The sequence below is a fragment of the Brevibacterium luteolum genome (assembly GCF_025147615.1).
Taxonomy (GTDB): Bacteria; Actinomycetota; Actinomycetes; order Actinomycetales; family Brevibacteriaceae; genus Brevibacterium; species Brevibacterium luteolum.
Genome location: NZ_JALXPM010000001.1, coordinates 15,223 through 36,590, shown reverse-complemented (window position 1 = coordinate 36,590; position 21,368 = coordinate 15,223). Strand labels below are relative to the sequence as shown.

Here is a 21,368-nt window from a genome sequence, read left to right as displayed (position 1 = left end):
TGACTTCCCACATACTGACCGCCCGAGATGTCGACATCAGGCGCCTGGACGTTAGAATCGTGAGTTGACTAGGTGAAAGGTGTGTTATGACTCGTCCTCTCCGGGTGGCCATCATCGGCGCGGGCCCGGCCGGCATCTACGCCGCAGACCTGCTGACCAAGGCTGAACGGGAATTCGACGTCAGCATCGACCTCTTCGAACGCCTCCCCGCCCCCTTCGGGCTGGTGCGCTACGGTGTGGCTCCTGACCACCCGCGCATCAAGGGCATCACCAACGCACTCATCAAGGTGCTCGACCGCGGGGACATCCGGCTGTTCGCCAATGTGGACTACGGCACCGACATCACGCGTGAGGAGCTGCAGCAGCACTACGATGCCGTCGTCTTCTCCACCGGCTGCTTTGTCGACGCCAAGCTCACCATCCCCGGCATCGACCTGCCCCGCTCCTACGGCGCCGCTGACTTCGTCAACTGGTACGACGCCCACCCCGATGTCTGCCAGGACTGGCCGCTGGACACCAAGGAGGTCGCCGTCATCGGCAACGGCAACGTCGCCCTCGACGTGGCCCGGGTGCTGGCCAAGCAGGCCGACGATATGCTCACCACGGAGATCCCCGACCACGTCTATGAGGGACTCAAGCGCTCCGAGGTCACCGATGTCCACGTCTTCGGCCGCCGCGGCCCGGCCCAGGCGAAGTTCACGCCGCTGGAGCTGCGCGAACTCGGCCACGTCAAGGACGTCGACATCATCGTCTACCCCGAGGATTTCGAGTTCGACGAAGCCTCGATGGCTCAGATCCACTCGAACAACCAGACCAAGCAGGTCACCAAGACGCTGACGGACTTCACGCTGCGTGAGCCAACCGGTGCCAAGCGACGCCTGCACCTGCACTTCCTCCACGCCCCGGTCGCCGTGCTCGGCGACGAGGACACCGGCGTCACCGGCCTGCGCACCGAACGGCAGGAGCTCGACGGCCGCGGGGGAGTCAACGCCACCGGCACCTTCGTCGACTGGCCGGTGGACGCGATCTACCGGGCGGTCGGCTACTTCGGCACCCCGCTGACCGAACTGCCCTTCGACGAGCTCAAGGGCGTGATCCCGAACCACGAGGGCCGCGTCGTCGATGCGCTCTCGCAGTCGGAGTCGGCTGATGCGCCGTGGATCCCCGGCGTGTACGCTACCGGCTGGATCAAGCGCGGACCCGTGGGGCTCATCGGTCACACGAAGGGCGATGCGCTCGAGACGATCACCCACCTCATCGAAGACCATGTCGCCGGCCGGCTGCCGACCCCGTCGGCCCCGGGCGAGAACGCGATCACCGAACTCCTTGCCGCCAAGGGCGTCGACTACGTCGACTGGGAGGGCTACCACCGGCTCGAAGCCGCGGAGAAGCAGCTGGGCGAACCGCACGGCCGTGAGCGGATCAAGATCGCCACCCGTGAGGGCATGCTCGCCGAAGCCCGCCGCGCCGTCGAGGCCGCCGACCCCGTCGCCGTCGGCGAAAGCTGATCGTGGGTGCAGTGGAGCGGGCCGAGCACATCGTCCGCTCCGTGCGCGGGCTGCGCCGGGTGCGCCGGCCAGCCACCGCCTCGGGCCCGGAGTTCGACCTCCACTACGTCCGCCAGCCGGTGACCGGCACCCGCCCAGCAGGCCTGCCGATCGTCATCATCCCCGGCGGGCCGGGTCTCGGCTCCCTCCTGCTGTTCACCGGGCTGCGGGCCCGTGCCGCCCGCGCCGGTCTCGAGGTCATCATGATCGAGCACCGCGGCATCGGCCTGTCCCGCACTGACACAGACGGCGCAGATCTGCCGCTTGAGGCGATGCGCGTGGCTGCGGTGGCCGATGACATCGCCGCTGTCCTGGATTCGGAATCCGTTCCCGAGGCGGTGCTCGCCGGATCCTCGTACGGCACCTATGTGGCCCAGGCCTTCGCGGCCGACCATCCCGAGCGCACCGCCGCTCTCGTCCTCGATTCGGCGATGATCGACGCGGGCTTCCCGCAGCGCATCGAGGACTACAGCCTCCAGCTGCTCGTCGAGGGCCGCCCGCCAGCAGAGCTGAGCGAGATCGGCCCGGTGCCCGGCATCGCCGGGCCGGTCGACCCGGCCGCTGACCTGCCCGGGACCGAGCGGGTGGCGATGAAGATCCGCGACCTCACCGGCTCCCAGCTCATCGGGCAGCAGGACCTCGGCCGCATGGTGCGCTCGGTATTCGAGTTCGCCGGAGTCAGCACACTCGACCGGCTGCTCAACCAGATCGCCCTGGGCCGCGCCGGGTGGACGCAGGCGATGCTGACCACGCTCATCACCGGCGAGCTCGAATCGCGCAGACCGCATATCATGGAATTCGACCTCGTCGGTGAGATCGCGGTGCGCGAACTCGGCTATGCACTGCCGGGCCGCGGCAGCCTCTTCGACTCCTCCGCGGACTTCGGAGACGCAGGCGGCCGCTTCACCCCGTTCGCCGGAGAGTCCTATGATCTGCCGGCAGCGCTCAAGCGGCTGCAGGCCCCGGTGACCGTGATCTCCGGGAATCGCGACCTGCGCACTCCGCGCAGCATCGCCGCACGCATCGCAGCTGACGCACCCGACGGCGCGCTCATTCCGGTCCCCGACCACGGGCACAGCGCTCTCGACACGCACGCTGGGCTGTTCCTCGCCGTCGTCACCGCCCACGCTGCCGGCCGGCGCCCGCGGGCAGACGAGCTGGCTGCGGCCAGCGGCCGGCGTCCCGGTTCAGGCTCGCACCGCCTCGGCGGGATGCTGCGCGCCAGCCTGCTGGCCGACCGGCTGCGACCGGTCAGTCAGCGTCCCGGTCAGCGGTAGTTGGTGAACTGCAGGTCGACGTCGAGGTCCCTGCCCTTGAGCAGGGCGATGACCGCCTGCAGGTCATCGCGCTTCTTCGAGCTCACCCGCAGCTCCTCGCCCTGGATCTGGGCTTTGACGCCCTTGGGGCCCTCATCGCGGATGATCTTCGCGATCTTCTTCGCGTTCTCCTTGTCGATGCCCTCCTTGAGGTGACCCTCCAGTCGGTACTCCTTGCCCGAGGCGTACGGGTCGCCGGTCTCGAGGGACTTGAGCGAGATGCCGCGGCGCACGAGCTTGGACTGGAAGACATCGAGCACGGCCTTGACGCGGTCCTCGCTGACCGCCTTCATCATGATCGACTCGCCGGACCATTCGATCGAGGCGTCGGTGCCCTTGAAGTCGTAGCGGGAGCGGATCTCCTTCGCTGCCTGGTTCAGGGCGTTGTCGGCTTCCTGCCGGTCGACTTCAGAGACGATGTCGAATGACGATTCGCTGGCCATGGATCCTCCTGCAGACGGTGACGTTTCGCACACCATTCTAGGCGCTGAGGCGATTGGCGTTTCTGCCGCGGAGCTAGTATTCTTCCATAGGTGCTTGAGCGCGCATGCGCCTCAAGCAGACACCTGGCAGGTTGCCCGAGCGGCCAAAGGGAGCTGACTGTAAATCAGCCGGCATTGCCTTCATAGGTTCGAATCCTATACCTGCCACAGCCAAGGCCCGAGGCGTTCTCGCCTCGGGCCTTTGCCGTCGCCGGGACTATGCCGTCGCCAGGCCTGTGCGGTCGGGTTTGCAGGGTGGTGCCGGCTGCGGCTCACCTGGTGCTCGGTTCGTTCTCCGCTTCGGCCTCGCTGAACGCCAGGCCCGCGATCTGGCGCAGCCCGGCCATATGCGCGTCATAGACCTTCCGGCCGGCTGGGGTGAGGCTCAGCCACGTGCGCGCCCGCTTGCCGATGAAGCCCTTGCGGACTGCCACGATCTCCTCGTCTTCGAGGGTGGAGATGTGCTTCGACAGCGTCGAATCGCTGACGCCGAGCTGCTCGCGGATCGTGCGGAAATCCGCCCGCACACAGCCGTGGAGTCCGGCGACGAGGGCCAGCCGCGTCGGGTTCGTCAGCAGCGGGCACAGCTGTGCAATCGCATTCTGCGGGGTGGTCATGATCGTCTCCTGTCTGCCGGTTCATGTACGCCGGCTCATGCCCGGCGGCGCAGCACGGCCATCGCCACGGTCGTGCCGAGGATGATGAAGCCGGCGGCCAGGTCCGCGTACAGCGGGGCGGAGAGCAGGTTCGCCGCCATCGCTGCGGCGATGTAGGCACCCACCTGCAGGAGCAGCACGGTGACGAGCAGGATAGTGTCCCGGCGCGCCCACGAGCGAGCGGCGGAGTAGATGACTCCACCGGGGATCAGCAGAGCGAGGGAGAGCAGGATCCGCAGGATGAACAGCGGTGAGCCTCCCGCCTCGGCGTCAGCGGCGACGACGAGTGATCCGGCGGTCATCGCAGCCCCGGAGGCCAGGAGGCCGGCAGCCAGAGGAAGCGTGTTGGCCTGCGCGGAGGCGGTGCGCGCCTGTTCGGCGGCGGCGAGTGATGCGCGGGCTTCGACTGGGTCGGGGTGCTGGTGGGCGTGCGCTGAGGTGTTGTCGGTCATCGTGACTCCTACATCTCATCGTCTGTCGTCTTCTGCGGCTGATGTCACACTAACAACCACTTTCCATAGTGGCACGTTGTTGAGGCGAGGGCATCTGATCGGCTGTGCCTCAGCGCTGTGTGATGTCCTCTTCGGCATCGCGGCGCCGACGGCGGGCCGCGAGCACCGCAGTGATGCCGGCGCCGATCGCCGCCAGCCCTGCCACCAGGAGCAGCAGCGTCTCCGCTCCGGTGCGCGGCAGCGGTGCCCAGCGGTCGGCCTCGTCATCGCGCGGCAGGCTGCGCTCGCCGTCCTCGGAGTCGCTTTCAGGTCCCGGCGGGGTGGACGAGGCGGGCGGGTCCGGCCTGGGCTCACCGCTCGGGCCGGGATCGTCGTCGCCGCTGAGTTGGAGGACGAGGTCGAGATCGAGGTACCGCGACTGCGTCGCATTCGGCGCCGAGAACGGAAGCACGGCCTCGGCGTCGAGACGGGCAGTGGCCTGCGGGGCGAGCTTACCGAGGTCGACTGTCAGAGGTTCGGCCCGCAGCTGGCGGACGGTCGCAGAGCTCCCGTTCATGCCCACCACGAGAACATCGTCGATCGCTGCCGTGTCTGCCGGCCCGATCCAGCGCATCTGCACGCGGTCGGCGATCGGCGCAGCGGTGGCATTCCGCAGCCACACCGCGTCTTCGACGCGGTCACCGGGAGAGAGGCGATCGACGCTGTCGAACAGCTGCCGGGGCAGCTTTGGCGCCCAGTTCTCACCGTCGACGGAGACGTCGATGGGAGCTGATGCCGAGGCGGTTGTCGCCGTGGCAGGCAGCACTCCCAGGGCAAGAGCGAGGGCTGCGAGGGCAGCCAGCAGGGCGCGTGCGACCCGGCGCGCGAGAGCGTGCTGTGAGGCGGAGGTCTCAGGCATCGGTGCGCGCCTCCTCGGCGTCGGTGCAATGCTCACCGGGTGCGGTCTCATCCTCGGAATCCGGGTGGTGCCGTACGCGGTCGCGGCCGGCGAGCAGCAGCTGCCAGATCGCGTAGCCGATGAATGCCAGGCCGATGACGGTGATCGCGGCGATCTTCGCCGGTCCGTCGATGCCGAGTGCGATGTGTCCGACGTAGGGCAGGTGGTAGACGACAACGCCCTTGATCTGCTTGGGCATGAGCGGTTCCGGATCTGGGGCGTTGTTGGCATCGCCCTGGATGCAGATGAAAGCGCAAAATCTTTTTGGAGCCGCTTCTGCGACAATATTCATGAATGCATGCTTGAGCCACGCATTACTGCCGAGTAGAAGCAGGTGAGTGATGAGCAGGCAGCAAACGGTCATGGGTGCACACCTCTGCGGGGTGACCGTGAGTGCCTTCGCAGATGTAAAGGGCTCACCTTGCCGCCCACTGGTCGCTCACTCGTCGAACAGGTGCCCACCGGTCTCTGCCGTGCGACCGATGCATCAACGGTGTTCACTGTCCCCGCCGTGCGAACAGTCAGCGTGGGACAGGATGCGTCGGCTAGCCTGGAACCATGCAATCGCCCATTCAGCAGTACCTCGACTCCGTGCACGAGCGTCTCTTCGATGTTCACGGCGGTGAACAGCCGAAGAACAACCCCTCCCTCGCCGAGGCCGACCCCGATCTGTGCGGCCTGGCGATGACGACCGCTGACGGATACACCTACACCTCTGGCGACGCCGAGGTGCCCTTCAGCATGCAGTCGATCTCCAAAGTGTTCTGCTACGCCATCGCGCTGCAGGACCGCGGCTTCCGGTTCATGGACGCGAAGATCGACGTCGAGCCCTCGGGCTCCTCGTTCAAGGACCTTTCCAGCGAGGCCAACACCGGCAGGCCGAAGAACCCGCTCATCAACATCGGTGCGATCGCTGCGACCGCGCAGATTCTCCCGGACTCCGACGGCGAGGTCTTCGACAAGATCCTGCGCGTCATGTCCGACTGCGCTGCACGGGACCTCGAAGTCGACGAGGTCTCCTATGAAGCAGATCGCGACGGCGGTATGCACAACCGCGCGCTGTCGTGGTTCCTCGCCTCATGGGGCATCATCGACGGCGATCCGCTGCCGGCCTTCGACGACTACAGCCGCCAGTGCGCCATCCTCACCAGCGCGAAGGACCTGTCGATCATGTCCGCGACGCTGACCAACCTCGGCGTCAACCCGGTCACCGGCAAGCGCGTGTTCTCCCGCCAGGTCGCCCAGCGGGTGCTGTCGGTCATGCTCACCTGCGGCATGTACGACGACTCCGGTGACTGGGTGTCCTCGGTCGGCATGCCGGCCAAGAGCGGCGTCGGCGGCGGCATCATCTCCGCTCTGCCCGGCCAGCTCGGCATCGCCACCTACGCACCGCCGCTCGACCAGCATGGTTCGAGCGTGCGCGGTCTGGCCGCCCACCGGATCCTCTCCCGCGACTTGGAGCTGCACTTCGTGCGCACCTCCAAGGCCGGTCTGTCGACGATCCGCACGCACGACACCATCGACCATGTGCCCTCGACGACGCGTCGCCCGGAAGCCGCCGAGGCGGTGCTCGCAGAATACGGCGAGCGCGCCCATGTGCTCGAAATCATGGGCGACCTGCTGTTCTCCGGCATCGAAGTGCTCTCCCGTGAGGTCGCGACGTTCGACAGGAACACCGTCTGCGTCGTCGTCGACCTCTCGCGTGCCGATCACATCGCCGAGGTCTCAGTCAAGGCGATCTCGCGGCTGGCCGCCGCGCTCGCCGACGTCGACACCGCACTCGGTCTCGTCGACCCGTTCGACCGGCTGGCGAACCTCCTCGTGCCCGTCGATATGCGGGTCGAGATCTTCGAGGACCGCAACGATGCCCTCTCGTGGGCTGAGGATCAGATTCTCCGCCAGTACGGCGACGAGGACTGCTTCCCCGACGAGGCGATCTCCACTCCAGTGCTGCTCGAGGGCATCGACGAGCAGATCCGTGAGAAGGTCGTCAGCCTGCTCAAGCGCGAGGAGTACGACACCGGCGATATCGTCCGCAAGGTCGGTGACGAGTTCGACGGCATCCGGTTCATCGTCTCCGGCGAGGTGCACACCCTCAATCCTGAGGATGAGGGCGGCGACGTCAACGCGCAGCTCGTCGCCGGCATGTCCTTCGGTGAGCTCGCCCTCAATGAGACCTACCATCAGCCCTTCGACGTCCGCGTGGCTGAGCCGACCGTTGTCGAACTGCTGTCGAAGTCCGCGATCGAGAAGCTGGAGAAGTCGGATCCGGAAGCCGCGGCCATGCTGTGGCGCGCGATCGCGGTCGAAGGCTACAGCCGCCTCGGGCAGGTCATGCGAGGAGTCAACTGATGTTCGAGGCGTTCCTCGCCGATCACGGGTACCCGCACGCTCCCGGTGGGGAGCACAAGCCGTGGGTCATCGCCCACCGGGGCTACTCGGGAGTCGCACCGGAGAACACCCTCGTCGCTGTCGAAGCTGCCCGGGTGCTCGGATCCGACTGGATCGAGATCGACATCGGGATCAGCGCTGACGGGACCCCGATCGTGCTGCACGATACGACGCTGAACCGCACCACCTCGGCGACGGGAACCGCAGCGCAGATGAGCGACGAACGGATCTCGTTAGCCGATGCCGGCTCATGGCTGGGCCCGGGCTTCATCGGCCAACGGGTGCCGAAGCTGCGCACCGTGCTCGCCAATCTGGCAGACTTTGACGGCAACCTGCTCTTGGAGTTCAAAGACGACTGGTCACCCGGTGCGATCGCGAAGGTTGCCGACGACATCATGGCCACCGGGATGGCTGACCGGATGATCCTGCAGAGCTTCTCGCCCAAGACGCTCACCGCCGTGCGCGACCTCATCCCGATGGTCGCCCGCGGGCTGCTGCGCATGGTGCCCCGGCCAGAGGACAAGACGCTGGCCGCCGACCTCGATGTGACGTTCTACAACCCCTCACGTCGCGGATTCTTCCTGCGTCAGGCGCTGCTGGAGGAATTCATGGCCGAAGGCTACGGCTGCCTCGTGTGGACGTCGAATGTGCCGGCCGACTGGGAGCGTCTCATGGCCGCCGGCGTGCACGGCATCATCACTGATCATCCGGGTCGTCTGCAGGGCTATCTGACTGCCAAGTACGACGCAGACTGACCGTCAGGACGCCGATTTTGTCAGCACCGGGAAAGTGTGTATAGTATTTTCTCGTTGCCCCGATAGCTCAGTCGGCAGAGCATCTCCATGGTAAGGAGAAGGTCAAGGGTTCGATTCCCTTTCGGGGCTCTCGTGCCGCTCAAAAGCGGTACTGCGGCGGGGTAGCTCAGGTGGTTAGAGCGCACGACTCATAATCGTGAGGTCGCGGGATCGAGCCCCGCCCCCGCTACGGCAGAAGAACGGCCACCACACAGCGCGTGTGGTGGCCGTTTCGCGTCTGCAGGTTCAGGGCGTGCGCAGCTGGCGGCGTAGGATCTTGCCGGTGGCCGTCTTGGGCATCTCGTCGAGGATCTCGACCTCGCGCGGATACTTGTAGGCCGCCATATTCGCCTTGCAGAAGGCCACCAGTTCCGCAGGCTCCACCTGCTGCCCGCTCTGCAGCGTCACGAAGGCCTTGACCGTCTCGCCCCGGTACTCATCGGCCACCCCGATGACCGCCGCCTCGGCGACGGCCGGATGCGTGTAGAGGACGTCTTCGACCTCGCGCGGCCACACCTTGTAGCCGGAGGCGTTGATCATGTCCTTCTTCCGGTCGACGAGGTAGAACCAGCTCTCGTCGTCGACGAAGCCGATGTCCCCGGTCTTGAGCCAGCCATCGACGAAGGCGCCCTCAGTCGCCTCGGGCTTGTTCCAGTAGCCCGGGGTGATCTGCGGGCCGGTGATGACGATCTCGCCGTACTCACCCGGCGGGAGGTCGGCGAGGTTCTCGTCGACGATCCGCGCGCGCGTGTCATAGACCGGCTTGCCGATCGACAGGGCACCCGAGGTGGGATCGACCGGTGCGCGCTGGCCGCGCGGCACCAGATGCGTCGGAGAGGCTGTCTCGCTCATCCCGAAGATGTTGTGCACATACGCGCCATAGATCCTTTCCAGGCGATCACCGAGCGACGGCGCGATCGGGGCGCCGCCGGAGTAGATCGTGCGCAGGCTGGTGAAGTCCTCGGCCCTCGCCTCCGGGCTGTCGGCCAGTGCCATGAGTGCAGTGATCGCACCGACGGTGAAGGCCGGGCGGGTGCGGCGGATCGCCTCGAGCATGACGCTGGGGTGGAAGCGGTGGGTGATGACGATCGGGGTGCCGAGCCGCAGCCCGAGCATGACGTGGCCGACCATCCCGGTGATGTGGAACAGCGGCGCGACCGCCAGGATCGCCTCGCCGGGTTCGAGCGCGGAGATCTGCACATAGGTCTCGGCATTGAACGTCAGGTTCCCGTGCGTGTTCATCGCACCCTTGGGCTTGCCGGTGGTTCCCGAGGTGTAGGTCAGCAGCGCGACATCGTCGCCTGTCAGCTCGGCCGGTTCGTAATCCGAGCCGGCCGGCAGGTCATCAGCCGAGCACACGACAGCCTGACCAGCCGGTTTGAGGAGCTCGTCTGTCACCTCCGCGCGGGACTGCTCCGGCCGGTCGCCTGTCATCCGCCACTCATCGTGGCCTGCGACGATGACGAGCTCGACAGCGCCGATGCCGGCAGTCACGACCTCACGGGCGACGAGCGACCACAGACCCGGCAGTGTGATGAGAGCCTTCGCCCCTGAGTCCTCCAGCTGGTAGCCCAGCTCGCGGGCCGTGTTCATCGGATTGACCGGCACCGCAATGGCACCGAGCTTCCAGGCTGCCAGCAGCCCGGTGATGAAGATCGGGTCGTTCTGGGCGAACAGCGCGACCCGGTCGCCTGCGGCGATCCCGTGCGCGGCGAACACACGGGCGAGGCGCTCGGCTTCCGCCTCGGCGTCAGCGCACGTCCACGTGCGGCCGAAGCAGTCGATGAGTGTGGCTGACGGACGCTTGGCCACGGTGGCGGCGAACATCTGCGGCACTGTGGCGTAGGGGACTGGCAGGTGCTGATCGAGGGGCAGCATGTCTGACATGGAATCTGACGTGGGTGTGTTCATAGCAGTGCAATCGGGTTGACGGGTGAGCCGGTGGCGCGGTGGATCTTGAGCGGGGCTGCGATGTAGCAGAACTTGTAGCGGCCTTCGCGGTCGCAGGCTTCGGCGAGCGATTCGAGGTCGCAGATCTCGGTGAAGGCGATGCCGAGGTTGCGCATGAGCGCGTTGTGCAGGACGAGGGCGGCGCCGGTGGAGGGGTCCATCGTCACCTCGTTGGCGATGGTGTCGGTGACGAGGTTGGGGATCTCCATATCGGCGAACCACTGCACGAGCTCCGGGCTGTACTCCAGGCCCGGTTCGCAGAAGTCCTCGTAGAAACTCTCGCCCTGCTCGAAGAACAGCTGCAGGTGGTTCGTGCGGATGAGCAGGATGTCGCGCTTGTCGATCGTGACGCCCTGGCGTTCGGCGCAGGCGAGCAGATCGGTGTGGTCGAAGGTGTGCTTGGCCTCCATCGCCTCGACGCCGAAATGCCGGGCCATGTCGAGCAGTACGCCGGTGCCGACGACGCCGCGCTGGGCGATCGGCTCGACGCTGGCCTTGTCCATGCCGCCGACCGTGGTCCGGGCGTCATAGCCGTTCCACAGCTTGCCGTCGTACCAGACGTGGCCGAGCGCGTCGTACTGCGTGGACCCCTGCAGGAACGCCTCGATCTTGTCATCGGCATAGTGCAGGCCGCCGGGGAACTGGGGTGCGTCCTCGCGGTCCCAGATGGATTCGTCCATCACCATCTCGCGCTCGGCAGGCGAGCGGCCAGGCCACACCGGGTCGCCCTTCGGATCGCCGATGAGGCGCTGGAGTGTGTGGACCTCTCCTGAGGTGACATGCGAGATCGCCTGCAGCACACTGGCCGGAGTCAGGTAGTTGAGTGACCCCACTTCGTCATCGGGTCCCCATTTGCCCCAGTTGGTCGGTGCGTTAGCGAGCAGTTCGGTGAGATTGGGTACATCGGTCATGGCATTCCCTCCAGGGGAGTTCGGCGGATACGAGCCATTCATCGGGTGCGCCGATGCCGACGGCGGTGCGCGACGCCGAGCACCCGGTTTTAATGTTTGGCGAACAATCGTTCAGTCTTTATCCTTTGATTTTTGTGCGCAGGCGCCGGGGTGTCAATACCCCAGGCGCGCAATTTTGCGAGCCGAGACAGGTTCCGCGCTTGTGCGGCCGCTCACCCCAGGTCGCAGTGAAAGCCCGTTGCCGCTCCCGAGGGGGGTGTCTGGGTGAGTGCGGCATCAGTCCTGGTGGCCGTGCTGGGTTCGGGAATCTGAGCCAACCGGTTCCGCCTGGCGGCCACCCGCTCCGCATGAGGTGTGCCCGGGCTCACAATGGACTATGGAACAGATCACGCAGAACCCCGAGAAGACCGCCCCGCCGCCGATTGAGACCCTCAGCCTCGATGAGTGCTGGGTGCTGCTGGAATCCGAGAGCTTCGGCCGGCTCGCCGTCGCCGTCGACGGTGAGATCGAGATCTTCCCCGTCAACTACGCCGCCTACGACGGCGCGCTCTACATCCGCACCGCCGCCGGCACCAAGCTCGCCGCCGTGACGATCAGTGACCGGGTCGCCTTCGAAGTCGACCGCATCGCCGCACCCGGCGCCCGCAGCGTCGTCGTCAAGGGCCGCGCCGAGGTGCTCGAGACCGCCGCCGACATCGCCGCGGCCGAAGAGGCCGGACTGCGCCCGTGGGTGGCGAGCACCAAGTCCCGCCACATCCGCATCCGCCCGACCGAGGTGACCGGCCGCAGCCTGCGCTTCGGCCCCGAACCCGAGGTCGAACCCGACGTCACCTGCTGAGCCGAACGCTCATTCGGCAACTGGGCCACGCTGACCCGGAAACGCGCGGTGGACATGCCTGCAGACGGCGCGTGAGTGCCGTATCCTGTTTAGTATGGTTAAAGTTCATGGGGTTGAAGGCGGATCGGGCATCGGCGGCCGCGTCCGTGCGGCCCGAACACAGGCCGGTTTGACGCTGGAGGAGCTCAGCTCGCAGATCGGCGTCAGTCCCGCCACCTTGTCCCTCATCGAGCGCGAACGCGTCTCGGTCACCGTCGAGCGAGTCTCACGGCTGGCCGAGGTGCTCGGCCTCGAACTCGAAGACCTCATGTACTCCAGCGAGTTCGAGCCCAGTGCGGTGCGCACCGGGCCCGGCGGCCGTGAGCACGCCGGTGCCCCTCACCTCGTGCGCGGTGCCCCGGACGCCCCGCATCCGAAGATCGTCGAGGCGGTCATCGACTGCTTCGTCCGCTGGGGCTACCACGGCACCTCGATGCGGCAGATCGCCCAGGCCGGCGGGGTGAGCGTGGCCGGCGTCTACCACTACTTCACCTCCAAGCAGCAGATGCTCGTGAGCCTCATGGACGTGACGATGTCCGAGCTCATCAGCCGGATGGACGAGGCCCTCAAGGAGGCAGAGGGCCAGCCCGTCGAGGAGCGCTACCGGCGGGTGGTGCGCGAGCTGGCGCTGTTCCACCTGGAGCAGCGGCGCAAGGGATTCATCGGCGCCAGCGAGATGCGCAGCATCGACGAACCCGACCGCTCCCGCATCGCAGGGCTGCGCCGCGATGTGCAGCACACCGTCGACGCGCTCGCCCGCGAGGGCATCGAGTCCGGCGTGTTCACCAACCCCGACTGGCGCTTCGCCGGCCGCGTGGTGTCGAACATGTGCACCTCGACCTCGCAGTGGTACGACCCTGAGGGCCCGGTGTCCAAGGACGCCGCTGCCGACAACCTCGCCGAGTACGCCCTGGCGATGATGCGAGTGCCCGGCCCCGGGCGATAGACTCGCAGCAACGGGGCTGCCGCACGTTCCCGGCCTGAGGCCAGGAGGTGCCGGCAGTCTGTCCACCTGAGCCGGACGAACCCGCACGGGCGCAGCGCCTGTGCCCAAGGAGGTACATCTGCCGATGGCTGTCAACACCGAGTTGCAGGGTGCGAGCTACGCCCTGCCGGAGCCCTATGAGGTCTCCCGCGAGGCGATCATCGAGTTCGCCCGCGCGACTGGGGCGACGAACCGCGCCCACCGCAGCGCTGAGGCCGCAGCTGAGTTCGGCTACGCCGACGTCGTCGCTCCGCCGACGTTCGCCGTCATCGCCTCCCAGCGCGCCGAGGCGCTCTACATCTCCAGCCCGGAGGCCGGCATCGACTTCTCCCGCGTCGTCCACGGCTCCGAGCAGTTCACCTACACCCGCCCGATCGTCGCCGGTGACAGGCTCAACGCCGTCTGCCATGTCGACGGGCTGCGCGAGGCCGGCGGTCACGCGATGATCACCACCCGCACCGAACTCACCGACGCGAACAGCGACGACGCGCCCGTGGTCACCGTGACCTCGACGATCGTCGTGCGAGGAGGAGAAGCATGAGCGAGTCTGTCGAACGCGAGGAATACCGTCCCTCCGGCACCGACCTGGCGCCGAAGCTGCGCGACCAGGAGGTCGGCCGCACCGTCGTCTCCGCACGCATCCCGCTTTCGCGCGCTGATCTCGTCGCCTACGCCGGCGCCTCGGGAGACCACAACCCGATCCACTGGAACGAGCGCTTCGCCCGCGAAGTCGGCCTTGATGACGTCATCGCCCACGGCATGCTCTCGATGGGATCGGTGCTGGCCCGCATCACCGAATGGGCAGTCGACCCCGGCGCGATCATCGACTGCCGCACCCGCTTCACCGCCCCGGTCGTCGTCGCCGATGCTGACTCCGGCGCCCCGGACACCCCGACGGCCTACCTCGACATGGCCGCCGTCGTCGGCGCGATCGACGAAGAGGCCGGCACCGTGCGCCTCGACATCTCCGTCAGCTGCGGTGAGGACACCGTGCTCGGACGCACCCAGGCGAAGGTGCGACTGGCGTGAGTCAGACACAGCTGGCGGACTATGCGACGATGCGCGTCGGCGGCCCAGCCGCCGACCTCACCGTTGTGAGCACCCGTGAGGAACTGCTCGACTTCCTCGCCGCCCACCCGCTGACCGCCGACCGGGCCGCCGAATCCCGCGGCGGTGAGCAGGAGCCGGCTGGCGGCGGGCAGGGGCTGAATCCCGATGTGCTCTTCATCGCCGGCGGCTCGAACCTCGTCATCAGCGATGTCGGCTTCGCAGGCCCGGTCTGCCTCATCCGCACCAGCGGCATGGAGTTCACCGAGCTCGGCGGCGACCGGGTGCTGCTGCGCGTGGCCGCTGGTGAGAACTGGGACGACTGTGTGGCCGAGACCGTGGCCCGCGGGCTCTCCGGGCTCGAGGCGCTCTCCGGAATCCCCGGCTCAGCCGGTGCGACCCCGGTGCAGAACGTCGGCGCCTACGGTGCCGAAGTCGCTGACACCCTCGAATCCGTCACCGTCTACGACCGGCTCTCCGGCGACATCATCACGTTGCCGCGCGCCGAACTCGAATTCGGCTACCGCACCTCCCGGCTCAAGCGCACCACTGCCGAGATCGGCACCGTGCGCTTCGTCGTCCTCGACGTCAGCTTCGTCCTCACCGCCTCGGCAGAGTCCGCGCCGATCCGCTACCAGCAGCTCGGCGGCGCCCTCGGCGTCGACCTCGAAGACCGCGTGCCGCTGGCCGAAGTGCGCGAGGCAGTGCTCGCCGTGCGCGCCTCCAAGGGCATGGTCCTCGACTCAGAGGACCACGACACGTGGTCATGCGGGTCGTTCTTCACCAACCCGATCATCCCGGTCGCCACCCCGCTGCCCGAGGGCGCACCGGAGTACCCGGTCATCGACCCGCTCACCGGCATGCGCGATGAGCACCGGAAGAAGACTTCGGCCGCCTGGCTCATCGACCGGGCCGGCTTCCACAAGGGATTCGGGATCGGCGATCACCGTGCCCGCCTGTCGACGAAGCACACCCTGGCGCTGACGAACCGCGGTCAGGCCCGCACCGCCGACATCCTCGACCTCGCCCGGCACATCCGCGACGGCGTCGAAGAGGCCACCGGCATCCGGCTCGAACCCGAACCGAACCTCATCGGCTGCCGGATCTGAGCCTGCGGACCTGGTCCGTGGGCCCGCAGGGCTGTTCAGCCTGCGGCCTCCCAGCGGTCGATGTCGGCCGCGGCGGCCTGCCGGATCCGCGCAGGTGCCAGCGAGATCGCAAAGGACTGCCGTGCCAGCTCAGCGATCTCTGCCCGGGTGAGACCCGCCTCGGCGGCGGCGACATACTGATCGACCAGCCGCGAATCGAAGATGAGCGGGTCATCGGCGCCGAGCGCGATCTGCGCACCGGAGTCGTACAGCCTGCGCAGCGGCACATGCTCGGGCGTCGCGTACACCCCGAGTGAGACGTTCGAGCCGGGGCACACCTCCAGGCCGATGCCGGCCTCGACGATCTGGCGCAGCAGCTGCGGATCCTCCACCGCCCGCACCCCGTGCCCGAGGCGGTGGGGGTGCAGGTGCGCGATGACCTCGCGGATGTGCGCGGGACCCAGCAGCTCCCCGCCGTGGGGCAGGGAGGCCAGGCCCGCCCGGCGGGCGATGCGGAAAGCGTGCCGGAACTCCGCGGTGTCGCCGCGCCGCTCATCGTTCGACAGCCCGAAGCCCACCACCGTGGCGGCCTCATCGCCGGCGTACTGGGCGGCAAGCCGGGCAAGCGTCCGGGCCTCGAACTGGCTGCGGGTGCGGGAGGCGGCGACGATGATCGCGATGCCGAAGTCCGGCCCGGATTGGCGGGCGGCCTCATCGAGGACGATCTCCAGAGCCGGGGTGATGCCGCCGACAAAGGGGCCATACGAGGTTGGGTCGATCTGCAGCTCCAGCCAGCGCGAGCCCTCGGCCCGGTCGGCAGCTGCGGCCTCGGCGACAACCCGGCGCATGATCGTCTCCCCGCGCACCACGGCACGGGCGGCATCGTAGAGGCGCTGGAAGCGGAACCAGCCGCGCTGGTCAGGGGAGAGGTTGGCCGGAGTCGAACCGACGATGCCGCGCGGCAGCCGGATATCGGCCTCGGCGGCGAGCTCGGCGAGCGTCTCATCCGCCAGTGAGCCGGTGAAGTGCAGGTGCAGGTGGGCTTTGGGAAGTGCGCGCAGATCCTCCCGTGTCACCATGACGACAGTCTAGTCGATGGCGTGTCGCGCCTGCCGCCGGCTGCCGGCATCTGCCCTGATGGGCTGGCCTGCCACCGGGTGGCAGGCCGCTCGTATAATTGCCCGCATGGTCTCAGCTCCGCGCCCCGCACGCCGGGCCCTGTCCCGCCTTGCATCCGTGGCGCGGTTCCTGGCCGCAGCCCTCGGGCTGTTCCTGGCAGGCGCCCTGCTCGCCGCACCGTGGGCGGTGACGACCGCCAAGACCGAGGCGGCCTTCGGCCCGCACGATGCAACCTATGCGGTCACGACCGACGGGGCGATCACCATCGACCTCGGACCGATCGGCCAGCTCGTCATCCCGGCAGGCGACAGGCTGCCGCTGGGCCTCGGCGTCGACGTCACCGTCGAGGAGATCCCCAACCATGCCGGCGTGCCGGTCTCGACGATCGATGAACTCGCCCAGGACGCCTCTTCCTACGCCAGCCTGTTCGGCGACATCGACGCCCTCGTCACCGTCGTGCGCAACGGCATCATCGCCGATGCGCTCACCCGCGACCTCATCGCCGCCGGTGTCGTCACTGTGGTGGCCGGCGCATACCTGCTGCACAGGCGCACCCGCCTGCAGCCCGAGACCGCCAGCGAGCGGGACCCGGCCGACGGGCCGATGACCGCGCTCGTGCTCAGCCTCGCTGCGGTGCTCATCGCGATCATCGCCGTGCCGGTGAGCGCGCCCAAGCAGATCACCCCGAATCCGGTGTTCGAGCGCACACCGCTGGCCGGATCCGAGGTGACCGGCAGGTTCTCCGGCGTCATCGACGAAGTCGCCCGCGTCGTCACCGACTACTACAACGACAACGAGACCTTCTACGACACCGCCCGCACGAGCCTGGACGTCGCCTGGCTTCAGCGCCCGACCAGCCCGCGCACCACCTCGGGCGCGGACCTGGTGCCCCGGCCCAACTGGGACCAGCCGCTGGATGGTGACCAGTCAGCCGATGGCGACGGTGCCCAGGCCGCCATCGGGAGGACGGCCACCGGGGAGGGGGCCACCGGCGGGGCGGCCCAGGCGGGCGGGCAGGCCGGCGCACAACAGGGTGAGCCGGCTGGCATCATCACCGTGCTCATGGCCTCCGACATCCACTGCAACACCGGCATGTCGCGGGTCCTCGCCCGCGCCGCCCAGCTGTCGGGGGCCGACCTCTACCTCGACGGCGGAGACATCACGATGACCGGCACCACCGCCGAGAACATCTGCGTCGACTCCGTGCACCAGGCGCTGCCGCACGGCCTGCCGCGCCTCTACGTCAAGGGCAACCACGACTCGGCCGATACCGCCGCCCACGCCCGCTCACTCGGCTGGCAGGTCCTCGACGGCCAGCCGGTGACCGCCGCCGGGCTGACGTTCTTCGGGCTGCCGGATCCGCGGCGCACCGTCTTCCCCACCGGTGACGTGCTCGAACGCGGAGAGACCGGCGCGGAATTCACCGACAGAGTCGCAGCCGAGGCGTGTGCGGCCGAGAACATCGACACCCTCGTCATCCACGACCCCAGGCAGGCGACTGCCGCCCTCGGAGACCGTTGTGCAGGCTTCGCCGTCTCCGGGCACTGGCACCGGCGGGTCGGGCCCGAGGCGTTCGGCCCGGCCACCCGGTTCGTCAACTCGACGACCGGCGGGGCACTGGCCAATGCGCTGACGCCGGGACCGCTCAAGATGCCCGCAGAGTTCTCCTTCATCCGCTACGACGCGCAGACCCGCAAGCCCATCGACATCCAGGTCGTCACCGTCGACATGGACGCGCATGTGAGCTTCAGCCCGTGGATGCCCATCCCGCAGCCGGGCCCCTGGGCGCCTGCAGAAGCGGAGTGAACCGTCGTTAGACGGATGAGACATCGAGCGTGTATGCTCGTACCTTGGCGGAAGCCGACCCGGGTCTCCGGGTCTGTTTCATGTCCCGGCTGTGCCCGCATGGCCGAAGGGGTGTGGCGCAATTGGTAGCGCAACGGTCTCCAAAACCGTAGGTTGCAGGTTCGAGTCCTGTCACCCCTGCTGAGAACGGCGAAGCACAACGACCCCCGAGTGAGGAAGCGTGAGCGAGACACCCGCAGGAACCTCTGAGAAGCGCGGCTTCTTCGGCACCATCATGCAGTTCTTCCGCGAGGTGATCGGCGAGCTCAAGAAGGTGGTCACGCCCACCCGCAAGGAGCTCATCAACTACACGCTCGTCGTGCTCGGGTTCGTCATCTTCATGATGCTGCTCGTCACCGTCCTGGATCTGCTGTTCGGAAAGCTCTCCGGCTTCGTCTTCGGCGGCTCGCCGATCTGGCCTCTGTGGGGTTAGTCGGCTGATCCAGCCGCCGAGCGGCGACACAGCCGCAGACGCGCCCCGCACACGCCAGACCACGCCCCACGACCTAAGCACAAGGAGAACAGGTGTCGGACAACACCCCGGAAACCGAGAACCTCGACGCAGGCGCAGAGCCGACTGCCGATGAGGCTGTCACTGAGGAGACTGCCAGCCAGCCGGCCGCCGACGAGGCGACCGAACAGGCACCGGCCGCCGAGGACACCGGCGACGAGCACGATCCGGCGGAGGAGTTCAAGTCCGAGCTGCGCATGAAGGACGGCGACTGGTACGTCATCCACTCCTATGCCGGCTACGAGAACCGCGTGAAGGCCAACCTCGAGAACCGCATCATCTCGCTGGACATGGAAGACTACATCTTCGAGATCCAGGTGCCGATGGAAGACGTCATCGAGGTCAAGAACGCCCAGCGCAAGCAGGTCCGCCGCGTGCGCATCCCCGGCTACGTACTCGTGCGCATGGAGCTGACCGACGAGTCATGGGGTGTTGTCCGCCACACCCCGGGCGTCACCGGCTTCGTCGGCAACGCCTACGACCCCGTCCCGCTCACCATCGACGAGGTCTTCTCGATGCTCGCCCCGGTCTTCGAAGAGGAGCAGGCCAAGGCCGCTGCCGAAGCCGGCGAGCAGGCCAAGGCCGCCGCTGAGGGAACCGCCTCCTACGAGGTCGAGTTCGAGGTCGGCGAATCGGTCATGGTCAAGGAGGGCTCCTTCGAGGGCCACCCGGCCACGATCCAGGAGATCCGCCCCGAATCCCAGAAGCTCACCGTCCTGCTGTCGATCTTCGAGCGCGACGTGCCCGTCGAGCTCGGCTTCGACCAGGTCGCCAAGATCTGAGCCGCACCACAACGTTCGCCGGCACGCATCCGCGCCCGAGGTGAGAACCGCCTCGGGCGCGGTGGCGTCTGTGAGCCCTGGGGCTGGATTTAACAACCGCGGGCTGTTCATGGAATAATGGTGTGGTTTGCGCCTGCGACATTCATCGGATCGCGGCGCGATACCCCTGACGCATCCCGCGCAGGGAACGACCCTCGGCAGCCGCCGAGGGCTTCATCGAAGTATTAAGGACCGAAGAATGCCTCCCAAGAAAAAGGTAGCCGGCCTGATCAAGCTTCAGATCCAGGCTGGTGCGGCCAACCCCGCACCGCCGATCGGCCCCGCGCTTGGTCAGCACGGCGTCAACATCATGGAGTTCTGCAAGGCGTACAACGCCGCAACGGAGTCCATGCGTGGCAACGTCGTCCCGGTTGAAATCACCGTCTACGAAGACCGCTCGTTCACCTTCATCACGAAGACTCCGCCGGCTGCGGAGCTCATCAAGAAGGCCGCCGGTCTCAAGTCGGGCTCGGCCACCCCGCACACCGACAAGGTCGGACACCTGACCAAGGACCAGGTGCGCGAGATCGCCGAAACCAAGATGCCGGACCTCAACGCCAACGACATCGACGCTGCGTCGAAGATCGTGGCCGGCACCGCCCGCTCGATGGGAATCACCACCGACGTCGAAATGTGACCAACGGTGCCGCCGGCCCGGTGAAACCGGCCGGTGACGGCACCGACGTCACGTGGTAGGAGCAGCGCGCTCCCCGACACCACAACTGCAAGGAGAGAAGCAGATGGCAAAGCGCTCAAAGGCCTATCAGGCCGCCGCGGAGAAGATCGCGGCTGACACATACTACGAACCGGCTCAGGCAGTCTCCCTGGCCAAGGACACCTCTGTCGCGAAGTTCGACGCCACCGTTGAGGTCGCTCTGCGCCTCGGCGTCGACCCGCGCAAGGCTGACCAGATGGTGCGCGGCACCGTCAACCTCCCGCACGGTACCGGTAAGACCGCTAAGGTCCTGGTGTTCGCAGCCGGCGACCGTGCCGAAGCAGCCCGCGAAGCAGGTGCCGACTACGTCGGCTCCGATGACCTGCTCGAGAAGGTCGCTGGCGGCTTCACCGACTTCGACGCAGCCGTCGCCACCCCGGACATGATGGGCAAGGTCGGACGACTCGGCAAGGTTCTCGGCCCCCGCGGCCTCATGCCGAACCCGAAGACCGGCACCGTCACCATGGACGTTGCGAAGGCTGTCTCGGACATCAAGGGCGGAAAGATCGAGTTCCGCATCGACAAGCACTCGAACCTGCACTTCATCATCGGCAAGGTGTCCTTTGACCAGAGTGCACTCGAGGACAACTTCAACGCTGCGATGGACGAGGTCATGCGCCTCAAGCCTTCCTCGTCGAAGGGCCGCTACATCTCGAAGGCGACCATGACGACGACGAACGGCCCGGCCATCCCGATGGACGTCTCCGCCCTGCGCAAGTGACATCGGAGGCGCGACCCGGCCGCCAGTCGGTCTGAGGTCTGCAGCCACACCCCGCAGGCCCCGCCTGCCCCACACCGTTGGGGACAGGCGGGGCCTGTGGCGTTGAGCGCAGTCTGTCCGGCTCCGGAATTTGTGCTCGCACATGCCCGGTCGCTGCAGGCCGAGAAGCTGCGCGGGGATCTGTCGGGGACGGTCTGCGCATC

General features: G+C 67.4%; 22 protein-coding genes and 4 tRNA genes. 18 read left to right on the top strand and 8 right to left on the bottom strand.

All coding sequences use genetic code 11. The annotated features are described in order from the left end of the window. Window positions 1–86: 86 nt before the first annotated feature. Both M3C25_RS00175 and M3C25_RS00170 read left to right on the top strand, forming a co-directional pair. Window positions 87–1,508: an FAD-dependent oxidoreductase gene (locus M3C25_RS00175; RefSeq protein WP_259854442.1), complete on the top strand. Its 1,422-nt coding sequence runs from the start codon at window positions 87–89 to the stop codon at window positions 1,506–1,508. Window positions 1,509–1,510: 2 nt separating this feature from the next. Continuing rightward, window positions 1,511–2,824, top strand: a complete 1,314-nt coding sequence (locus tag M3C25_RS00170; protein WP_259854440.1) for an alpha/beta fold hydrolase — start codon at window positions 1,511–1,513, stop codon at window positions 2,822–2,824. On the opposite strand, the gene M3C25_RS00165 is transcribed toward M3C25_RS00170, so the two are convergent. Beyond that, window positions 2,815–3,306, bottom strand: coding sequence for a YajQ family cyclic di-GMP-binding protein (locus tag M3C25_RS00165; RefSeq protein WP_259833742.1), 492 nt, complete (start codon window positions 3,304–3,306; stop codon window positions 2,815–2,817). The two genes, M3C25_RS00170 and M3C25_RS00165, sit on opposite strands and share 10 nt — an antisense overlap. A 125-nt stretch (window positions 3,307–3,431) precedes the next feature. Here M3C25_RS00165 and M3C25_RS00160 point away from each other — a divergent pair. After that, window positions 3,432–3,513, top strand: a tRNA-Tyr gene (locus M3C25_RS00160). Between the two features lie 104 nt (window positions 3,514–3,617). Here the strand turns inward: M3C25_RS00160 and M3C25_RS00155 are convergent. The 4 genes from M3C25_RS00155 to M3C25_RS00140 form a co-directional block, all read right to left on the bottom strand. Next, window positions 3,618–3,962, bottom strand: coding sequence for a transcriptional regulator (locus M3C25_RS00155; RefSeq protein WP_259833735.1), 345 nt, complete (start codon window positions 3,960–3,962; stop codon window positions 3,618–3,620). A 35-nt stretch (window positions 3,963–3,997) separates the two neighbouring features. Continuing rightward, the gene (locus M3C25_RS00150; protein WP_259854438.1) at window positions 3,998–4,453 is read right to left on the bottom strand and encodes a hypothetical protein; all 456 of its coding nucleotides are present in this window, start codon (window positions 4,451–4,453) and stop codon (window positions 3,998–4,000) included. A 109-nt stretch (window positions 4,454–4,562) separates the two neighbouring features. Beyond that, the gene (locus tag M3C25_RS00145) at window positions 4,563–5,351 is read right to left on the bottom strand and encodes an LPXTG cell wall anchor domain-containing protein (RefSeq protein ID WP_259854436.1); all 789 of its coding nucleotides are present in this window, start codon (window positions 5,349–5,351) and stop codon (window positions 4,563–4,565) included. Then, window positions 5,344–5,682: a S24/S26 family peptidase gene (locus tag M3C25_RS00140; RefSeq protein ID WP_259854435.1), complete on the bottom strand. Its 339-nt coding sequence runs from the start codon at window positions 5,680–5,682 to the stop codon at window positions 5,344–5,346. The genes M3C25_RS00145 and M3C25_RS00140 overlap by 8 nt, the downstream gene beginning before the upstream one ends. Window positions 5,683–5,948: 266 nt before the next feature. Here M3C25_RS00140 and glsA point away from each other — a divergent pair, with 266 nt between their 5' ends. The 4 genes from glsA to M3C25_RS00120 all read left to right on the top strand — a co-directional run bounded on the left by glsA (window position 5,949) and on the right by M3C25_RS00120 (window position 8,765). Then, a complete protein-coding gene (gene glsA, locus M3C25_RS00135) occupies window positions 5,949–7,742 on the top strand; it encodes a glutaminase A (RefSeq protein WP_259854433.1) in 1,794 nt (597 codons plus the stop codon). After that, a complete protein-coding gene (locus M3C25_RS00130) occupies window positions 7,742–8,536 on the top strand; it encodes a glycerophosphodiester phosphodiesterase (protein WP_259854432.1) in 795 nt (264 codons plus the stop codon). Before glsA ends, M3C25_RS00130 begins: the two co-directional genes overlap by 1 nt. A gap of 56 nt (window positions 8,537–8,592) precedes the next feature. After that, a tRNA-Thr gene (locus tag M3C25_RS00125) sits at window positions 8,593–8,665 on the top strand. A gap of 26 nt (window positions 8,666–8,691) precedes the next feature. Continuing rightward, window positions 8,692–8,765 (top strand) — tRNA-Met (locus M3C25_RS00120). Between the two features lie 56 nt (window positions 8,766–8,821). Here the strand turns inward: M3C25_RS00120 and M3C25_RS00115 are convergent. Together M3C25_RS00115 and M3C25_RS00110 are read right to left on the bottom strand one after the other, a co-directional pair. After that, the gene (locus M3C25_RS00115) at window positions 8,822–10,453 is read right to left on the bottom strand and encodes a class I adenylate-forming enzyme family protein (RefSeq protein WP_259854431.1); all 1,632 of its coding nucleotides are present in this window, start codon (window positions 10,451–10,453) and stop codon (window positions 8,822–8,824) included. A gap of 29 nt (window positions 10,454–10,482) precedes the next feature. After that, entirely contained in the window at window positions 10,483–11,436 is a 954-nt protein-coding gene (locus M3C25_RS00110; RefSeq protein WP_259854430.1) for a cyclase family protein, read from the bottom strand. 376 nt (window positions 11,437–11,812) lie between these two features. Here M3C25_RS00110 and M3C25_RS00105 point away from each other — a divergent pair, with 376 nt between their 5' ends. The 5 genes from M3C25_RS00105 (at window position 11,813) to M3C25_RS00085 (ending at window position 15,454) form a co-directional block, all read left to right on the top strand. Further along, entirely contained in the window at window positions 11,813–12,274 is a 462-nt protein-coding gene (locus M3C25_RS00105) for a pyridoxamine 5'-phosphate oxidase family protein (protein WP_259854429.1), read from the top strand. Window positions 12,275–12,368: 94 nt separating this feature from the next. Next, on the top strand, window positions 12,369–13,259 hold the full coding sequence (locus M3C25_RS00100; protein WP_259854428.1) for a TetR-type transcription factor C-terminal domain-containing protein: 891 nt from the start codon (window positions 12,369–12,371) through the stop codon (window positions 13,257–13,259). Between the two features lie 124 nt (window positions 13,260–13,383). Next, entirely contained in the window at window positions 13,384–13,839 is a 456-nt protein-coding gene (locus M3C25_RS00095) for an FAS1-like dehydratase domain-containing protein (protein WP_165884664.1), read from the top strand. Beyond that, window positions 13,836–14,327 (top strand): MaoC/PaaZ C-terminal domain-containing protein, encoded by a 492-nt coding sequence (locus M3C25_RS00090; protein WP_102161435.1) that lies wholly within the window; start codon window positions 13,836–13,838, stop codon window positions 14,325–14,327. The genes M3C25_RS00095 and M3C25_RS00090 overlap by 4 nt, the downstream gene beginning before the upstream one ends. Beyond that, window positions 14,324–15,454, top strand: coding sequence for a UDP-N-acetylmuramate dehydrogenase (locus M3C25_RS00085; RefSeq protein ID WP_259854427.1), 1,131 nt, complete (start codon window positions 14,324–14,326; stop codon window positions 15,452–15,454). The genes M3C25_RS00090 and M3C25_RS00085 overlap by 4 nt, the downstream gene beginning before the upstream one ends. A gap of 35 nt (window positions 15,455–15,489) precedes the next feature. On the opposite strand, the gene M3C25_RS00080 is transcribed toward M3C25_RS00085, so the two are convergent. Then, window positions 15,490–16,512, bottom strand: coding sequence for an adenosine deaminase (locus M3C25_RS00080; RefSeq protein WP_259854426.1), 1,023 nt, complete (start codon window positions 16,510–16,512; stop codon window positions 15,490–15,492). Between the two features lie 106 nt (window positions 16,513–16,618). Between M3C25_RS00080 and M3C25_RS00075 the strand changes: the two genes are divergently transcribed. From M3C25_RS00075 to rplA, 6 genes are all read left to right on the top strand, one after another. Beyond that, window positions 16,619–18,358 (top strand): metallophosphoesterase family protein, encoded by a 1,740-nt coding sequence (locus M3C25_RS00075; RefSeq protein ID WP_259854425.1) that lies wholly within the window; start codon window positions 16,619–16,621, stop codon window positions 18,356–18,358. Between the two features lie 107 nt (window positions 18,359–18,465). Then, window positions 18,466–18,538 (top strand) — tRNA-Trp (locus M3C25_RS00070). A gap of 94 nt (window positions 18,539–18,632) precedes the next feature. Further along, the gene (gene secE, locus M3C25_RS00065; RefSeq protein WP_217007169.1) at window positions 18,633–18,830 is read left to right on the top strand and encodes a preprotein translocase subunit SecE; all 198 of its coding nucleotides are present in this window, start codon (window positions 18,633–18,635) and stop codon (window positions 18,828–18,830) included. A 92-nt stretch (window positions 18,831–18,922) separates the two neighbouring features. Continuing rightward, on the top strand, window positions 18,923–19,690 hold the full coding sequence (gene nusG, locus M3C25_RS00060) for a transcription termination/antitermination protein NusG (protein ID WP_259793569.1): 768 nt from the start codon (window positions 18,923–18,925) through the stop codon (window positions 19,688–19,690). A 238-nt stretch (window positions 19,691–19,928) separates the two neighbouring features. Beyond that, window positions 19,929–20,366, top strand: a complete 438-nt coding sequence (gene rplK, locus M3C25_RS00055) for a 50S ribosomal protein L11 (RefSeq protein ID WP_102161444.1) — start codon at window positions 19,929–19,931, stop codon at window positions 20,364–20,366. 103 nt (window positions 20,367–20,469) lie between these two features. Beyond that, complete coding sequence (gene rplA / locus M3C25_RS00050) at window positions 20,470–21,165, top strand: 50S ribosomal protein L1 (RefSeq protein WP_102161446.1); 696 nt, start codon at window positions 20,470–20,472, stop codon at window positions 21,163–21,165. Window positions 21,166–21,368: the final 203 nt, after the last annotated feature.

What these genes read in the sequence shown, in the direction of transcription:
- M3C25_RS00175 (WP_259854442.1), top strand. Translation starts at nt 87, where the DNA reads ATGACTCGTCCTCTCCGGGTGGCCATCATCGGCGCGGGCCCGGCCGGC.
- M3C25_RS00165 (WP_259833742.1), bottom strand. Translation starts at nt 3,306, where the DNA reads ATGGCCAGCGAATCGTCATTCGACATCGTCTCTGAAGTCGACCGGCAG.
- M3C25_RS00155 (WP_259833735.1), bottom strand. Translation starts at nt 3,962, where the DNA reads ATGACCACCCCGCAGAATGCGATTGCACAGCTGTGCCCGCTGCTGACG.
- M3C25_RS00150 (WP_259854438.1), bottom strand. Translation starts at nt 4,453, where the DNA reads ATGACCGACAACACCTCAGCGCACGCCCACCAGCACCCCGACCCAGTC.
- M3C25_RS00145 (WP_259854436.1), bottom strand. Translation starts at nt 5,351, where the DNA reads ATGCCTGAGACCTCCGCCTCACAGCACGCTCTCGCGCGCCGGGTCGCA.
- M3C25_RS00140 (WP_259854435.1), bottom strand. Translation starts at nt 5,682, where the DNA reads ATGAATATTGTCGCAGAAGCGGCTCCAAAAAGATTTTGCGCTTTCATC.
- glsA (WP_259854433.1), top strand. Translation starts at nt 5,949, where the DNA reads ATGCAATCGCCCATTCAGCAGTACCTCGACTCCGTGCACGAGCGTCTC.
- M3C25_RS00130 (WP_259854432.1), top strand. Translation starts at nt 7,742, where the DNA reads ATGTTCGAGGCGTTCCTCGCCGATCACGGGTACCCGCACGCTCCCGGT.
- M3C25_RS00115 (WP_259854431.1), bottom strand. Translation starts at nt 10,453, where the DNA reads ATGCTGCCCCTCGATCAGCACCTGCCAGTCCCCTACGCCACAGTGCCG.
- M3C25_RS00110 (WP_259854430.1), bottom strand. Translation starts at nt 11,436, where the DNA reads ATGACCGATGTACCCAATCTCACCGAACTGCTCGCTAACGCACCGACC.
- M3C25_RS00105 (WP_259854429.1), top strand. Translation starts at nt 11,813, where the DNA reads ATGGAACAGATCACGCAGAACCCCGAGAAGACCGCCCCGCCGCCGATT.
- M3C25_RS00100 (WP_259854428.1), top strand. Translation starts at nt 12,369, where the DNA reads ATGGTTAAAGTTCATGGGGTTGAAGGCGGATCGGGCATCGGCGGCCGC.
- M3C25_RS00095 (WP_165884664.1), top strand. Translation starts at nt 13,384, where the DNA reads ATGGCTGTCAACACCGAGTTGCAGGGTGCGAGCTACGCCCTGCCGGAG.
- M3C25_RS00090 (WP_102161435.1), top strand. Translation starts at nt 13,836, where the DNA reads ATGAGCGAGTCTGTCGAACGCGAGGAATACCGTCCCTCCGGCACCGAC.
- M3C25_RS00080 (WP_259854426.1), bottom strand. Translation starts at nt 16,512, where the DNA reads ATGGTGACACGGGAGGATCTGCGCGCACTTCCCAAAGCCCACCTGCAC.
- M3C25_RS00075 (WP_259854425.1), top strand. Translation starts at nt 16,619, where the DNA reads ATGGTCTCAGCTCCGCGCCCCGCACGCCGGGCCCTGTCCCGCCTTGCA.
- secE (WP_217007169.1), top strand. Translation starts at nt 18,633, where the DNA reads ATGCAGTTCTTCCGCGAGGTGATCGGCGAGCTCAAGAAGGTGGTCACG.
- rplK (WP_102161444.1), top strand. Translation starts at nt 19,929, where the DNA reads ATGCCTCCCAAGAAAAAGGTAGCCGGCCTGATCAAGCTTCAGATCCAG.
- rplA (WP_102161446.1), top strand. Translation starts at nt 20,470, where the DNA reads ATGGCAAAGCGCTCAAAGGCCTATCAGGCCGCCGCGGAGAAGATCGCG.